The sequence below is a fragment of the Stenotrophomonas sp. SI-NJAU-1 genome (assembly GCF_020883215.1).
Lineage (GTDB): Bacteria > Pseudomonadota > Gammaproteobacteria > Xanthomonadales > Xanthomonadaceae > Stenotrophomonas > Stenotrophomonas indicatrix.
Genome location: NZ_CP086598.1, coordinates 2,315,890 through 2,331,787 on the forward strand (window position 1 = coordinate 2,315,890; position 15,898 = coordinate 2,331,787).

Genomic DNA, 15,898 nt, shown 5'->3' on the forward strand with positions numbered 1-15,898 from the left:
TTCCCTGCCGGGATGGGAGCCGCAGTGTAGCCTGCTCCCCGTCGGGCGCCGGCACCACGCAGCCGTGACGCGGCGCTGCCTAGACTTGCGCCCCTTCGCCCGTGCTGATCCTGCCACGCTGGCGCAGCACCCCTCCTCCCGCTCGAGATCAACGTGACGTCCCTGCCCTCATTTGCCACCCGCGACAGCCGGGCCACCGACAGCGTCAACATGGCACTGGCCGCCGGGGCCATCGTCGGCACCTGGTTCTGGGACGTCCAGGCCGACCAGCTCACGGTCGATGAAGCCCTGGCCCGCGCCTTCGGCCTGGACCCGGCAATGGCGCAGCGCAAACTGCAGCTGCAGGACGTACTGGGCGCCGTGCATCCCGATGACCTGCCCGCGCTGTCGGCGGCGATTGAACAGACCGTGCAGACGGGCGGGCGCTTTGCCCACCAGTACCGCGCGCGCGCCACCGATGGCAGCTACCACTGGCTGGAGAGCATCGGCAGGGTCGATCTGGATGGGCAGGGCCGTGCGCTGGGTTTCCCGGGTGTGCTGATCGACATCGATGAACGCCTGCGCGTCGAGGCCGAGCGCGACCAGGCACAGGCGCTGCTGCGCTCGTTCGTGGAGGCGGCACCGGGCGTGATGTATGCCAAGGACCGGCAAGGCCGGCTGCTGATCGGCAACCACGGCACCACCAAGCTGATCGGCCTGCCGCCGGGAGAATATATCGGGCGCACCGATGCCGAGCTGTTGGGCGACCCCGCGCAGGCGGCGTCGGTGATGGCGACCGACGAGCGCATCATGTCCAGCGGCAACAGTGAGCAGCTGGAGGAGGAAGTGAGCTTCCCCGATGGTCGCCGGGCCTGGTGGCTGTCGACCAAATCGCCGCTGCGCGACGCCGATGGCGCCGTGATCGGCCTGGTCGGTACGTCGCTGGACATCACCGACCGCAAGGCCGCCGAAGCCGAGCGTCGCGATATCGAAGAGCGCTACCGGCTGGCCGCACAGGCCACCAACGATGCCATCTGGGATTGGCGCATCGCCGATGGCCAGGTGATCTGGAACGAAGCGCTGGCCAGCCTGTTCGGCCACACGGAGAAGAACACGACCGCGCAATGGTGGCTGCAGCACATCCATCCCGATGACCGCGCGCGCATCGATCACGGCATCCACGCCGTGATCGACGGGAACGGCAGCGGCTGGACGGATGAGTACCGTTTCCAGCGCGCGGATGGCAGTTATGCGTCGGTGCTGGATCGCGGAACGGTCCTGCGCGACGCCGATGGCACCCCGCTGCGGATGATCGGGGCCATGCTGGATCTCTCCGGGCGGAAGGCCGCCGAAGCGGCGCTGGCCGACAGCGAAGAGCGCCTGCGGCTGGCCACCGAAGCAGGCGAGCAAGGGTTCTGGGACGTGGACATGGTGCAGGATGTGCTGATCTGGCCGGCGCGCACCAAGGCCATGTTCGGCATCTCCGCCGGTGCGTCGGTGACCATGGACGACTTCCGTGCTGGGCTGCACCCGGACGACCGCGCGGCAACCCTGGCCGCGTTCGCCGCCGCCTGCGATCCCGAGCAACGCAAGACCTATGACGTGGAATACCGCACCGTCGGCAAGGAGGACGGCATCGTCCGCTGGGTCGCCGCCAAGGGCCGCGGCATCTTCGAGTTCGGCAGGTGCGTGCGCGTGCTGGGCGTGGCCATCGACATCACCGCGCGGAAGGCCGCCGATGCGCGCCTGCAGGAGCTGAACGGGCAGCTGGAGGCACGTGTGCGGGCCGAAGTCGCCGAGCGCCTGCGGGTGGAAGAGGCGCTTCGGCAGAGCCGCAAGATGGAGGCGGTCGGCCAGCTGACCGGTGGTATCGCCCATGACTTCAACAACATGCTGGCGACGGTGATCGGGCCGCTCGACCTGCTGGCGCTGCGCCTCGGCGACAGCGACGCGCGCGCCAGCCGGTACATTGAAATGGCCCTTGATGGCGCGCAGCGCGCCGCCCAGCTGACCCAGCGCCTGCTTGCGTTCTCGCGCCAGCAACCGCTGCAGCCGGTGGCGATGGATGCCAACCGCCTGGTGGCCGGCATGACCGACCTGCTGGTGCATTCCCTTGGCAGCAGCATCATCCTGGAAACCGCACTCGGCGCGGGCCTGTGGTGGACCCATGCCGACGCCAACCAGCTGGAGAACGTGGTCCTGAACCTGGCGGTCAACGCGCGCGATGCGATGCCCTCCGGCGGCCGATTGAAGATCGAGACCCGCAACCAGCGCGTCGACCTCGACACCGCATCGGCGCATGCGGGCGTGCCTGCAGGCGACTACGTCGTGATCGCGGTGACCGACGACGGCAACGGGATGACGCCGGAGGTGATGGCGCGCGCGTTCGATCCGTTCTTCACCACCAAGCAGGTCGGCCAGGGCACCGGGCTCGGGCTGTCGCAGGTGTATGGCTTCGTCCAGCAATCGGCCGGGCATGTGAAACTCGATTCCGCGCCCGGCAAAGGGACGCGGGTACAGGTCTACCTGCCGCGGCTGCTGGCCGACGTCGACATGCCCGCTGCCGCGTCGGATGACGATGCGCCGCCCCTGCACGGTGGGCGCGAGCACATTCTCGTCGTGGACGATGATGCGGCCGTCCGCGCGTTCTCGGTCGATGCCCTCACTGAACTCGGCTACCGGGTACTGGCCGCAGATGGCGCCGCCAGCGCCTTGGCGCTGCTGCAGGCCCATCCAGAGGTCGCGCTGTTGTTTACCGACGTGGTGATGCCCGAGGTCAATGGACGGCAGCTGGCCGAGCAGGCACGCGCGCGCCATCCGCAGCTGAAGGTGCTGTTCGCCACCGGCAACAGCCGCAACGCGCTGGTCGACAACAACGTGCTGGATGCGCAGGTTCACCTGATCGGCAAACCGTTCACCATCGGCGAACTGGCCTCGCGGGTAAGGATCGCGCTGGCCGGCGATGGCTGAAGGCCGCCACGCAGGTTGCGCCGCAGCCGGCAGCGGATGAATGCGCGACCGGGTCATGCTTCACCGCATGCCTACCGCGGCACCGCCATGCTGTCCCGGCATTGAATCCGCCAGCCAGCCTGCCGCAGCCAGCGAGGAGCCACGATGAGCCCACCGTCACACCTTCCCCTTTCGCGCCGGGAACTGCTGAAGTTGAGCGCGGGATCGGCCACCACCATGGCCCTGCCTGCCGTGGTCGCTGCGGCGGAGCCGGACCGGACAGGTGCACGGGCACCGGAACTGATGCAGGTGGACTTCGAGGTCAACGGAACAGCGCGATCGCTGCGGCTGGACACCCGCGTCACCCTGCTCGACGCCCTGCGTGAGCACCTGCATCTGACCGGCAGCAAGAAGGGCTGCGACCACGGCCAGTGCGGTGCCTGCACGGTGCTGGTGGACGGCCGGCGCATCAATGCATGCCTGACCCTGGCGGTGATGCACCAGGGCGCGAAGATCACCACCATCGAAGGCCTCGGCACGCCAGACCGGCTGCATGCGATGCAGGCGGCCTTCGTCAAGCATGACGGTTTCCAGTGCGGCTACTGCACCCCTGGGCAGATCTGCTCGGCCGTCGCCGTGCTGCAGGAAATCAAGGCCGGCATACCGAGCCACGTCAGCGCCGCGTTGGACGAGCCCAGCGCCTTCACTGCCGAAGAACTGCGCGAGCGCATGAGCGGCAACATCTGCCGGTGCGGTGCCTATTCCAACATCATCGAGGCCATCCAGGACGTCGGGGAGGCCAGCGCATGAGAGCTTTCAGCTACGAGCGCGCCCGCTCTCCCGCCGAGGCGGCAGCGGCAGCGGCGCGTACCCAGGGCGCTCGGTTCATTGCCGGCGGCACCAACCTGCTGGACCTGATGAAGCTGGAGATCGAGACGCCCGCCCACCTGATCGACGTCAACGGGCTGGACCTGGACACCATCGAGCCCACCAGCGAGGGTGGCCTGCGCGTCGGCGCGCTGGTACGCAATACCGATCTGGCGGCCGACCGGCGCATCCGGCGCGACTATGCGGTGCTGACCCGCGCACTGGTGTCCGGCGCATCGGGTCAACTGCGCAACAAGGCCACCACCGCCGGCAACCTGCTGCAACGCACCCGCTGCCCCTATTTCTACGACACCGCACAGCCCTGCAACAAGCGGTTGCCCGGCAGTGGCTGCGGCGCGCGCGATGGTTTCAGCCGGCAATTGGCCGTGATCGGCGCCAGCGAGCACTGCATCGCCACCCATCCCAGCGACATGGCGGTGGCGATGATGGCGCTGGATGCATCGGTGGAGACCGTCCGCGCCGACGGATCGCGCCGGAACATCGCGCTGGACGCCCTGTATCGCGCTCCTGGCCGTACGCCGCATATCGACACCGTGCTGGACAAGGGCGAGCTGATCGCCGCCGTGGTCCTGCCGCCGCCCCTGGGTGGCGTGCACGTATACCGGAAGGTGCGCGACCGCGCATCGTATGCGTTCGCCCTGGTGTCGGTGGCGGCGATCCTGCGGCCCGATGGCAGCGGCCGGATCGCCCTTGGCGGTGTCGCGCACAAGCCGTGGCACAGCGCTGCGGCCGATGCAGCCCTGCCGCAGGGCGCCGCCGCCGTGATGTCGGTGCTGCTGCAGGGTGCTGCGCCCACCGCACAGAACGCCTTCAAACTGGCGCTGGCCGAACGCACATTGGCTTCCATCCTGCAGGACGTGAGGGCCGAGGCATGAAATTCGACACCCCCGCAGGCCGCAATCCCATCGATGCGCAGACCGTCATCGGCAAGCCGCACGATCGCATCGACGGCCCGTTGAAGGTCACCGGCAAGGCCACCTACGCACACGAATGGCATGACGCCACGCCTTCCGCCCCCGCCTATGGCGTCGTGGTCGGCGCGGGCATTGCCACCGGCACCGTGACCCGCATGGAGCTGGAGGCGGCGCGGCGCTCGCCCGGCGTTCTGGCCATCGTCACCGCCGACACCGCCGGGCCGCTGCATCCGGTCAAGCGCAACGCCGCGCCGCTGCTGGGTGGTCCGAAGGTGCACCACTATCACCAGGCACTGGCGGTGGTGGTGGCCGAAACGTTCGAACAGGCCCGGGCTGCGGCCGGACAGATCCGCATCCGCTATGCCCCGCAGCGCGGCCACTTCGATCTGGCGGACGCCAAGCAGGCAGGCGCTTCCCTGCAGACACCGGAGCCCGATGCGCGCGTCGGCGATTTCGAGAAGGCCTTCAGCCAGGCGGCGGTTACGCTCGATGCGACCTACCACACCCCGGACCAGTCGCACGCAATGATGGAGCCGCACGCGACGATGGCCGCCTGGGAAGGCGACCAGCTGACGGTGTGGACCTCCAACCAGATGATCGACTGGGGCCGCACCGATCTGGCCCGCACCCTGGGCATCGCCAAGGACAAGGTGCGGCTGGTGTCGCCCTACATCGGCGGCGGCTTTGGCGGAAAGCTGTTCCTGCGCTCCGATGCGCTGCTGGCCGCGCTCGCCGCACGCGCTGCCAAGCGGCCGGTGAAAGTGGCCCTGCAGCGGCCGCTGATCGCCAACAACACCACGCACCGCCCGGCCACGCTGCAGCGCATCCGGCTGGGCGCAACGCCGGAAGGAAGCCTGACCGCCATCGGTCACGAATCATGGTCGGGCAACCTGCCAGGGGGCTCGCCGGAGGAAGCGGTGCAGCAGACGCGCTTGCTGTATGCGGGGCCCAACCGCTTGGCCGCGTTGCGCCTTGCCACCCTCGACCTGCCCGAAGGCAATGCCATGCGCGCGCCGGGCGAAACGCCGGGACTGATGGCGCTGGAAATCGCCATGGACGAAATGGCCATCAAGCTCGGCCTGGATCCGATCGAATTCCGTATCCGCAACGACACCCAGGTCGACCCGTCCAATCCCGAGCGCCCCTTTTCACAGCGGCAGCTGGTGCAGTGCCTGCGCACGGGCGGCGAACGATTCGGCTGGCAGCGGCGCAGCGCCACCCCGGGCGCCGTGCGCGATGGACGCTGGCTGGTCGGCATGGGCGTGGCGGCAGGCTTCCGCAACAACCTGGTGATGAAATCCGGCGCACGCGTCCGCCTGGCCGCTGATGGCCAGGTCACCGTGGAAACCGACATGACCGACATCGGCACCGGCAGCTACACCATCATCGGCCAGACGGCCGCGGAAATGCTCGGCGTTCCGTTGCAGCAGGTCACGGTCAAGCTGGGCGATTCCCGTTATCCCGTGGCTGCCGGTTCCGGTGGCCAGTGGGGCGCCAACAGCTCCACCGCGGGCGTCTACGCCGCATGCATGGCACTGCGTACGAAGGTCGCACAGGCGCTGGGAATGGATCCGGCGGCAGCGCAGTTCGACGTCGGCAAGGTGACCGCCGGAGGCCACAGCCGCGCCCTTGCCGATGCCGCTCAGGCAGGCGAGCTGGTGGCCGAAGACAGCATCGAGTTCGACACGCTGCAGGAGAAGTACCAGCAGTCCACCTTCGCCGCGCATTTCGTCGAGGTGGGCGTGGATGTGGCCTCGGGCGAAAGCCGGATCCGCCGCATGCTGGCCGTGTGCGCAGCCGGCCGCATCCTCAACCCGAAGACCGCGCGCAGCCAGGTGATCGGCGCGATGACGATGGGCATCGGCGCAGCGCTGTCGGAGGAACTGGTGGTGGATCGGCGGCTGGGGTTCTTCGTCAATCACGACCTGGCCGGCTACGAAGTACCCGTACATGCCGACGTGCCGCACCAGGAGGTGGTGTTCCTCGATGAAAGCGATGCGGTGTCGTCGCCGATGAAGGCCAAGGGCGTTGGCGAGCTGGGCCTGTGCGGCGTAAGCGCGGCAGTGGCCAACGCGGTGTACAACGCGACCGGAATCCGCGTGCGCGACTATCCACTGACCCTGGACAAGCTGCTCGCCGGCCTGCCGGACATCGCATGACCAGTGCGCTCTGCCCTGCCCCGTTGGATCTGGACGGCGGCAACCCGCGCCCGGTGCTGCAGGCCGCCGCCGACGCGGCGCGTACCGGTCGCGCGGCCGCGTTGGCAGTGGTGCTGCAGACGGAAGGGTCCAGCTACAGCCGCGCGGGCACCTGTGCGCTGTTCGAACCGGGTCGACAGGTGGGCTGGCTGAGCGGCGGCTGCCTGGAACCGGAGCTGGCGCGACAGGCCGCCAACGCGGTGGATGCCGAGCGCATCGCATGGATGGAGATCGACAACCGCGACGACGCTGCGCTGTTCTCCGGCAATGCCACCGGATGCCGGGGTCGCCAGTGGCTGGCACTGCTTCCATTGCCGCAGCTCGGCGGCATCGAACAACTTCTCGATGCCTGGCTGCAAGGGCCGCATACGCTGCACCTGGCACTGCAGGCTGATGGACGGCTGGACGCCCGCTGCGCCGACTTCACCTTCACCCGCACGGTGCCCCCGGCCGCCCCGCAGGCGCCGGACGGCAGCCACCGCTGGCGGCTGCAGTGGCACCGGTCGCCTATCGTGCACGTGCACGGAGCAGGCCCGGAGGCGGCGCTTCTGCTGCCCCTGCTGGACCATCTGGGCTGGTGCGCGCATGTCGAAGAACCGAGACTCCGCTGGCGCGAGCATCTGCCCCTTGCCGCGGGTTCGTATTGTTCTTCCGCTGCCGCCGGCGTGGCCGATGCCGCACTCGTGATGCATCACAATTTCGAGCTCGACCGTGACGCGCTCGAACGGCTGGCAGGCTCGCGCGTACCCTTCATCGGGCTGTTGGGGCCACGCCGTCGCAAGGACGATCTTTTCAGCGTGCTGGATAGCCACACGCGCCGTGCGCTGGAACCGCGCCTGCGCTCACCGATCGGCCTGCCACTGGGCGGACGTGGTCCCGAAGCGATTGCCTTGAGCATTGCCGCGCAGCTGCAGGCATGGCGGCACGGAACGCCCCTGGCCACGCCATGACCGGGCATGCGGCCGTGGTGCTCGCAGCCGGGTGCAGCCAGCGCCTGGGGCAGCCCAAGCAGCTGCTGCGCGCGGGCGGAGAGACGCTGTTGCGACGCAGCGTGCGGCTGGCGCTGGAAACATCGCCAGACACGCTGGTGGTGGTACTGCCCCAGCATCCCCGCTTCGAAGAAGAACTGCACGGCCTGCCGGCACAGCGGCTGCGCAATCCCAACCCTGGGCTCGGCATCGGCGGCAGCTTGGCGCTGGCCGCCACCCACGTGCACAGCGCCGCCAGGGTGCTGGTGATGATCTGCGATCAACCGACGCTGCGCGTGGAGCACCTGCGCGCGCTGCTGGGCGCGGCAACCGCTGCACCGTCCGGCTGCGCCGCCACGGTACTGGGCGACACCATCGGCGTGCCGGCGGTGGTGCCGGGCACTTGGTTTGCCGGCACAGGACTGCAACCTGCAGACGGGGGATTTGGCCGGCGGCTGCGGCAGACCGAGGGCATTGCGCGCTGCTCCGGCGCCGGGCGGGAATGCGATATCGATACGCCCGAGGACCTGCGCCGCGCGCGCGCGCTCGGCTGGCTGGATCCTGCGTCCGCCTGAAGGCGGCAGTTGAACTGGCCAGGCCGCGCTGCGCGGGCGCTCGGCATACACGCTGCGCGGACGCTCCGCCGCGCAGGATTGAGCGCCCGCTACCTGCCAGCATTCCCGCACATGGCCGCACCCTCAGGCTCCCGCCTTGTCATCTACGCCGCGCTGGCCGGCAACCTCGCCATCGCCGTTGCCAAGTTCATCGCCGCCGGCCTGTCCGGCAGCTCGGCGATGCTCAGCGAAGGCGTGCATTCGCTGGTCGATACCCTCAACGAGGTGCTGCTGCTGTACGGTCTGCGCCGTGCCGAAAAGGCCCCCGACACCCTGCACCCGTTCGGCTACGGCCGCGAGCTGTACTTCTGGAGCTTCATCGTCGCCCTGCTGGTCTTTGCCGCCGGCGCCGGGGTGTCGGCCTATGAGGGCATCCAGCACATCCGCCGGCCGGAACCGGCCACCAACCACGCCATCAGCTACAGCGTGCTGGGTATTTCCATCCTGTTCGAAGGCGCTTCCTGGTGGGTTGCGCTGCGCGAGTTCCGGCGCAGCAAGGGCACGCTGGGCTATTTCGAGGCGTTCCGCCGCAGCAAGGACCCCTCCACCTTCACCGTGTTGCTGGAGGACAGTGCCGCCCTGCTCGGCCTCGGCTTTGCCCTGGTCGGGTTGCTGGCCGCGCAGCTGCTGGAAATGCCGGTACTGGATGGGGTCGCCTCGTTGTGCATTGCCGGCGTGCTGGCGCTGACCGCATTCCTGCTGGCGCGGGAAACCAAGGGCCTGCTGGTGGGCGAACCTGCGCACCCGGCCGTTGCCCAACGCATCATGGCGGTGGCCGTGACCGATCCGGACCTGCGCCGTGCCAATGGCGTGACCACCATGCAGATGGGCCCGGAACAGGTGGTGGCCATGCTCAGCGCCGAATTCGAGGACGACCGCACCACCCCGCAGATCGAAGCCTGCATCACCCGCATCGAGGGTGCGGTGAAGCAGGAGTTCCCGGAACTGGTGGCGCTGTTCGTGAAGCCACAGACGCCGGAAGTCTTCGCCAGGCGGCGCGCGGCGCTGGCTGACCCGGAGTGAATCGATGGCGGCGGCTTCACCCGCTGCACGCCACACTGAAGCAGGCCTGGGAAGCGAGCACTGCCGCAACATGATGGATTGGCTGCCGGATACCTGGATACCGATACCCCGCACCTTCTACCGGCGCCCGTCGACGGTGGTAGCACCGGACCTGCTCAACAAGCTGCTGGTGCGCAGCGACGGCCGTGCAGCGCGTATCGTCGAAGTCGAAGCCTACGCCGGCAGTGAGGATCCGGCTGCGCATTCGTATCGCGGCAGGACCGCACGCAACGCCAGCATGTTTGGCGAGGCCGGGCACCTGTATGTGTATTTCACCTACGGCATGCACTGGGGCAGCAATGTGGTCTGCGGCGAGGTCGGCGAGGGTGTTGCGGTACTGCTGCGCGCGGCAGAGCCAGTGGCCGGACAGGAACGGATGTACCCGCTGCGGCCAGCTGCCCGCCACGATCACGACCTCGCCAGCGGTCCCGGCAAACTGTCGCAGGCGTTCGGCCTGGACCGGCGCGTTGATGGCGCCGATCTGGTCACCGCCAGCCACGGCATCACCCTCGTCGATGACGGCACGCGGCCACCCGACGATCCGGTGGTGGGCCCACGCATCGGCATCACCCGGGCAGTGGATTTCCCTTGGCGCTGGCATGTTCGCGATCATCGTCACGTTTCAGTGCGCCCTGCCCGCGCCTCAACGCGAAGGAGCCCCCGATGACACCTCTCGACAAACCGCTGCGCCGTGAACTGACCATCGCCGGCCAGGCCTATACGCTGACCTTGGACCCGAGCGGACTTAAGCTGGTCGAGAAGGGACGGCGGAAGGGCCTGGAACTGCGCTGGGAAGACCTCGTCTCCGGTGACGCCGCGTTGGCCAGCGCCCTGCAGGCGTCCCTGCAACAGCCATGAGCCGGCGCATCACGACGGCATCACTCCCGTACGCAGGGCGCTAACAGACCGGGTATTAGCGTGGGCAGCCATGGATGAGGCCACCCGACTTCGCGAAATCGAACGGCTGGACGTGCTGGATACGCCGCCCGAGCCGGTGTTCGATGCCATCGTCGCCGCCGCGCGCGCCGCCACCGGCATGCCCATCGGCCTGGTCTCCATCGTTGCCGAGCACCGGCAATGGTTCAAATCCAGCATCGGCCTGGGCGATGCCAGCGAAACGCCGCGCTCCATCTCGTTCTGTACCTACGCCATCGAACAGGACGCGCTGCTGGAGATTCCGGATGCGCGGCAGGATCCGCGCTTCGCCCACAATCCGCTGGTCACCGCCGGGCCCAGGGTGCGCCACTATGCCGGCATCCCTCTGGCCACTGCCCATGGCGCGCGCATAGGCACGTTGTGCCTGCTGGACACCCTGCCTGGCGTGCTGTCACCGTCGCAACGTGAGCTGATGGTCCATCTTGGCCGTGTTACCACCCAGGTGCTGGAGCAGCGCAGTGCGCTGTTGCGGCAGATCGACCAGGCACAGGCGCTGCATCGCGATCTCAAGCGCAGCGAGGACTTCCTGGAGCGTACCAACACTGCCGCCAAGGTCGGCGGCTGGGAGCTGGAGCTGGCCACCCGCGAAGTGCGCTGGACGCGCGAGACCAAGCAGATCCACGGCGTGCGTTCCAGCTACCAGCCAACATTCGAATCGGCCCTGTCGTTCTATCGTCCGGACAGCCGCAGCATCATCCAGGCGGCGGTGCAGCGCTGCAGCGAACAGGGCACGCCCTGGGAAGTGCAGCTGCCGATGACCACCGCCGATGGCCGCAGCATCTGGACCCGCGTGGTGGGCACCCGGCAACAGGTGGAGGGCCTGCCACGGCTGGTCGGTGCCATCCAGGACATCACCGAAGAACGCGCGGTGGTGGACGCGCTGGAAGCCAGCGAGGTGCGTTATCGCCGTCTCTTCCACTACAGCCTGGGCCTGATCTGCACGCACATGCTGGACGGCACCGTGACATCGGTGAATCCGGCAGCCGTGCAGTCGCTGGGCTACCCGGAAAGCGAGATGGTTGGCCGCAGCCTGTGCGACCTGATGCCGCCGGAAAAGCGCGAGGCGTTCAAGGCCTACCTGCGGCGCATCGAAGCCAACCATACCGACGCGGGCGTGATCGAGCTCCTCGCCGCCGATGGCACCCGCCGCTACTGGGCCTACAACAACGTACTGGACACCGAGACCGATCCCCCGTTCGTGCTCGGCCACGCCCAGGACGTGACCGCGCTGCGCCTGCAGGAAGAGCGCTTGCGCGAACTGTCGCTGAAGGATCCGCTGACCCAGTGCCACAACCGCCGATACCTGCATCGGCTCGACGACGTCGCCTCACGGTCGTGGGCCTGCCTGGTGTTCGACCTGGATCACTTCAAACAGGTCAACGACACCTTGGGGCACCGTCGTGGCGACACGGTGCTGGTCGAGTTCGCCGACTTCCTGCGCGCGCCGCTGCAGGCCAATGAGGCGGCAGTGCGGTTGGGCGGCGACGAGTTCCTGGTGGCGCTGATCGAACCGGCGGCCGGGCGGCTGGCTGCGCTGGAAGCCTGGTATGCGGGCAACGCCGCGCGTGCTCCCACCGCGTTCTCGATGGGCGCCGCCATCAACGTCCCCGGCGAACCCGTGGCCGACACCATTCACAAGGCCGACAGCCGGCTGTATCGCACCCGGGCCCGGGTACGTCGCGAGATGCGTCCGCAGGGCAGCGCCGACTAGCGGGTAACGGTGACCCACGCAGGCGCATGATCGCTGGCCTTTTCCTGCAGCCGCACCCAACGATCGACACCCGCATCCTGAAGCCCTTTGGCCAGTACCTGGTTCAGCAGCAGATGATCGATGCGCAGGCCGCGATCGCGTTCGGCGTGCTGGCGGAAATAGTCCCAGAAGGTGTAGATGCGCTGGTCGCCGTGCACCGTGCGCAGGGCGTCGGTCCACCCCTGGGCCAGCAGCCGCTGGAAGGCATCGCGGACCTCCGGCTGCATGAGCGCATCGCGCCGCCACGAGGCCGGGTCGTACACATCCTCATCGTCTGGAATGACATTGAAATCCCCCAGCAGCAGTGCCGGGTGCGGAAGATCGACCAGGGTGCGCGCATGGCGGATCAACCGCTGCATCCATCGCAACTTGTAGTCGAACTTCGGCCCCGGCTGGGGATTGCCGTTGGGCAGGTACAGCGCCGCAACCACAACGCCATGCACGGCAGCTTCCAGGTACCGGCTCTGCGTATCGGCCGGTTCGCCGGGCAGGCGGCGCCGGCTTTCGATCGGCATGGCATCGCGGGCCAGTATCGCCACCCCGTTCCAGCGCGCCTCACCCAGCCACAGTGCGCCATACCCTGCCCGCTCCAGCGCGTCGACCGGAAAAGCGGCATCGACCGCCTTCAGCTCCTGCAGTGCCACCACGTCGGGCGCTTCACGCTGCAACCAGGACAGCAGATGCGGCAAGCGCGTGCCGATGCCATTGACGTTGAACGTGGCAATGCGCAGTGTCTTGCGGCGAGCCATCGCGGAAGTACCCGAGCGGCGGGCCTGCAGTATCGGCGAGGCGGCATGCAGGCAGCGTGGAGGACGCCGCACGCACGATCACGGCGTTGCCGGGCCCGTCCCTGGCAGGAAGTTCGCCATCCGCTCCAGCTCGTCCTCCAGCGCATTGCTGAATGCCACGCCCCTTGGTGCCCTGCCGTCGACATAACCGAAGCTGGGCTGCAGCTGCCCATCCTTCGCCGCGACATTGGCCCAGCCGATCACCTGGTCGCGCCACAACAGCGGCAGCGCGTAGTAGCCGAAGCGACGCTTGGCCGCCGGGGTGTAGGCCTCGAACCGGTACACCCAGCCCCAGAGCAGTTCGAACCGTCGCCGATCCCAGGCCACCGGATCGAACGGCGCGAGCAGCCGCACCTGTTCATCGGCCTGGTAGCGCCGCGAACGGGGGTTCTCGTCGGCCGGCCAGTACCAGGTGGTTCCATCGATGCTGCAGCCCGCCAGCTGCTCGCGCGCCAACCGCAGTGCCTGCTGGATCTCCTCCGCCAGATGCGGTGCGCCGTAGCCCAGCAGCCGCGCCAGATAGGTGAGGCTTGCCGAAGGCAGCGGCGCATACTTGCGTACCACCAGATCGATCAGTGCGGTGGCGCGCTGCAGGCGTGCAGCCTTGCCGCCATCGGCCGGTGCATGTGCCGCAACAGCATAGATTCGGGTACCGCTGTCACGACGATGGATGCGCAGCATGCCGCGATAGTGCATGCCATCCAGCAGGTGGGTGCTGGCATTGCTGGTGCCGCCCCAGTAGTTCGTCACCCGGCCATGCGCGAACGCCTGGTCGACTTCGCGCGGATGCACCGCACCCCGCTCCTGCACGAATGCCAGCACCTCGGCCGCCTTGCGCCGCGTGCTCGCGTCCCATGGCCTCCGGGACACCCGGGGATGCATCAGGGAGAGGTGTTCGCGCGGCAGGAAGCCGTAGTTGACGAGGAAGTCTTCCTCGATCGGCAGTCGGCTGTAGCGGCGCTCCAGGTCCCCGGCCCGGTAGCCCTTCACCCGGTGCCGCAGGGTCAGGTCCTGGGCACGTGCGGGCGCGCGGATGGGGTCGGCCTGCACGAAGCCCAGCCGACGGATCGCCGTCAGCAGCGTGGTAGGCGTGAACAGCGTGCGGGCTACGGCGTAGCGGCGCAGATCATCGAGGGTCGGCGAGGTCGGCATGGGTCGATTGTAGGACTGCCGGCCGCCCCGCTGCAGGACGTCATCCGCGCAAGGCGCACCGGATCCGCTGGCCCGCCGCTTACAATCTTCCCAGCAGGCCACAGCCAAGGGAATCGCGTGCCACCGTTCAACCTGTTCCAGCGCCTGTCGCAGGCGCCGACCAACCCGCGCACCGACACTGCGCCGCGCACGTTCGACGTGGCCGAGCTGTACGAAGGGCCGGTGCGCCTGCAGGACGACGCAATCGCAGCGCCCCTGCGGCTGGACGAGAAACTGCGCCAGGCCTACTTCTGGATCGTCAACAACGCGATCATCAGCCCGCACTACGACATCGAGTACCACGAAGGCCCCTCCGCCTCGTTCGCGGTGGGTGACACACGGCGGCCGCTGACCCTGCCATCGGCGCAGAGCTATTCCAGTTACGTGCTGCTGCCGCTGCTGACCTTCGCCACCCGCCGCAAGTGCCTGTTCGTGGGTGGGCCAGGGCGCGGCAAGACCGCCAGCGCGATCCTGATGGGCGTCCTGGCCGGCTATCCGGTCCGCGAGGTGCGCCGGGCGATGCAGCACGGGCACCCGCAGATGACCATCGCCGATCTGCTCGGCAACCCCCTGCCCGCCGACCTGGTGGCCGCGCAGGACATGGCGGACATCCGCATTGCCTGGCGGTCGTGGCTGGGCATGCGGGTGAAGATCATCGACGAATACAACCGCATTCCCACCCGCACCCAGAGCGCGCTGCTGACGGTGATGGGCGACAACTACGCCGAGATCCTCAACCACGTCTACGAATGCCCGGAATCGGCGTGGTACCTGACCGCCAACGATGATCGCGGTGGCGGCACCTACCAGGTGATCGAAGCCCTGCGCGATCGCATCGACGTGGTGGTACAGGCACTGGCATTCAACCCGCGGTTCCTGGAAGAGATGCTGCTGCGCATCGAGCAGGACATCCGCCCGGAAGAGGTCGTGCCGCGTGACATCATCTTCAGCGAGGCCGAGGGCGACCAGCTGCTGCAGGAGATCCGCGCGGTCGACGTACCGCAGGACGTACGCCGCCGCATCGAATTCTTCAGCAGCCAGTTCGAGCTGATGGAAACCGCCGGTGCCCAGTTCGAGTACCTGACCAAGGACACCGTGCGCCTGGCCGGCACCGAATGGGCGCAGGCAACCGCTGCCGACAGCGGCCGCGATCGCATGAAGGACCTGGGTTGCCAGACCCGCAACGGCCTGTCGGTGCGCAACCTGATGACCCTGCTGATGTTCGCCAAGGCCATGGCGTACTTCCGCGGCAGCCCTGCCGTTGCCCTGGAGGATGTGCGCCAGGTACTGCCCTTCGTGCTGAACGACAAGCTGCAACCGGACCTTGATGCTCCCTTCTTCGCCCTGCCGGAGAATGCGCCCTATCGCAGCGATCGGCTCAGCTGGCTGCGCTGGCTGCTCGATGCCTCCAATGCCGAATATGACCGGCTGGATCTGGATCGCGACGATCCGGTGGGCGAGCTGTCGGCACAGTTCCAGCGGGGCCTGGATGGGATGACCGAGACGGAAACGCGCAAGCGCCTGACCCGCATCGAGCGTCTGGTGGAGGAACGGGTGAAGGGACGCAAGCTGTACGGCCATCTGTACGACGACCTGCTGAAGCTGAAGTACCTGCACCAGCGCTACACCAACTACCTGCATTGGCTGCGGGCACGCTGATC

13 protein-coding genes are annotated in these 15,898 nt (G+C 68.1%); 11 read left to right on the plus strand and 2 right to left on the minus strand.

Annotation, left to right across the window (positions count from 1 at the left end):
* Window positions 1-153: 153 nt before the first annotated feature.
* From LMF57_RS10670 to LMF57_RS10715, 10 genes are all read left to right on the plus strand, one after another.
* Window positions 154-2,949 (plus strand): PAS domain-containing sensor histidine kinase, encoded by a 2,796-nt coding sequence (locus LMF57_RS10670; protein ID WP_229289823.1) that lies wholly within the window; start codon window positions 154-156, stop codon window positions 2,947-2,949.
* A 144-nt stretch (window positions 2,950-3,093) separates the two neighbouring features.
* The gene (gene paoA / locus LMF57_RS10675) at window positions 3,094-3,738 is read left to right on the plus strand and encodes an aldehyde dehydrogenase iron-sulfur subunit PaoA (protein WP_208083001.1); all 645 of its coding nucleotides are present in this window, start codon (window positions 3,094-3,096) and stop codon (window positions 3,736-3,738) included.
* A complete protein-coding gene (locus LMF57_RS10680; protein WP_208083002.1) occupies window positions 3,735-4,691 on the plus strand; it encodes a xanthine dehydrogenase family protein subunit M in 957 nt (318 codons plus the stop codon). The genes paoA and LMF57_RS10680 overlap by 4 nt, the downstream gene beginning before the upstream one ends.
* On the plus strand, window positions 4,688-6,889 hold the full coding sequence (paoC, locus tag LMF57_RS10685; protein WP_208083003.1) for an aldehyde oxidoreductase molybdenum-binding subunit PaoC: 2,202 nt from the start codon (window positions 4,688-4,690) through the stop codon (window positions 6,887-6,889). The genes LMF57_RS10680 and paoC overlap by 4 nt, the downstream gene beginning before the upstream one ends.
* A complete protein-coding gene (locus LMF57_RS10690) occupies window positions 6,886-7,878 on the plus strand; it encodes an XdhC/CoxI family protein (protein WP_208083004.1) in 993 nt (330 codons plus the stop codon). The genes paoC and LMF57_RS10690 overlap by 4 nt, the downstream gene beginning before the upstream one ends.
* The gene (locus LMF57_RS10695; protein WP_229289824.1) at window positions 7,875-8,471 is read left to right on the plus strand and encodes a nucleotidyltransferase family protein; all 597 of its coding nucleotides are present in this window, start codon (window positions 7,875-7,877) and stop codon (window positions 8,469-8,471) included. Before LMF57_RS10690 ends, LMF57_RS10695 begins: the two co-directional genes overlap by 4 nt.
* A gap of 111 nt (window positions 8,472-8,582) precedes the next feature.
* Window positions 8,583-9,533, plus strand: a complete 951-nt coding sequence (locus LMF57_RS10700) for a cation diffusion facilitator family transporter (protein ID WP_080148685.1) — start codon at window positions 8,583-8,585, stop codon at window positions 9,531-9,533.
* A gap of 70 nt (window positions 9,534-9,603) precedes the next feature.
* Window positions 9,604-10,239 (plus strand): DNA-3-methyladenine glycosylase, encoded by a 636-nt coding sequence (locus LMF57_RS10705; protein WP_033831185.1) that lies wholly within the window; start codon window positions 9,604-9,606, stop codon window positions 10,237-10,239.
* Window positions 10,236-10,430 carry a hypothetical protein gene (locus LMF57_RS10710; RefSeq protein WP_025874451.1) on the plus strand — a complete coding sequence of 65 codons (195 nt, stop codon included), beginning with the start codon at window positions 10,236-10,238 and terminating at the stop codon, window positions 10,428-10,430. The genes LMF57_RS10705 and LMF57_RS10710 overlap by 4 nt, the downstream gene beginning before the upstream one ends.
* Window positions 10,431-10,500: 70 nt before the next feature.
* A complete protein-coding gene (locus tag LMF57_RS10715) occupies window positions 10,501-12,219 on the plus strand; it encodes a PAS domain S-box protein (protein WP_229289825.1) in 1,719 nt (572 codons plus the stop codon).
* Here the strand turns inward: LMF57_RS10715 and xth are convergent.
* Both xth and LMF57_RS10725 read right to left on the minus strand, forming a co-directional pair.
* Window positions 12,216-13,007, minus strand: a complete 792-nt coding sequence (gene xth, locus LMF57_RS10720) for an exodeoxyribonuclease III (RefSeq protein WP_229289826.1) — start codon at window positions 13,005-13,007, stop codon at window positions 12,216-12,218. The two genes, LMF57_RS10715 and xth, sit on opposite strands and share 4 nt — an antisense overlap.
* A 78-nt stretch (window positions 13,008-13,085) precedes the next feature.
* Complete coding sequence (locus tag LMF57_RS10725) at window positions 13,086-14,198, minus strand: crosslink repair DNA glycosylase YcaQ family protein (protein WP_229289827.1); 1,113 nt, start codon at window positions 14,196-14,198, stop codon at window positions 13,086-13,088.
* 117 nt (window positions 14,199-14,315) lie between these two features.
* Here LMF57_RS10725 and LMF57_RS10730 point away from each other — a divergent pair, with 117 nt between their 5' ends.
* Window positions 14,316-15,896, plus strand: a complete 1,581-nt coding sequence (locus tag LMF57_RS10730) for an AAA family ATPase (protein ID WP_208083009.1) — start codon at window positions 14,316-14,318, stop codon at window positions 15,894-15,896.
* Window positions 15,897-15,898: the final 2 nt, after the last annotated feature.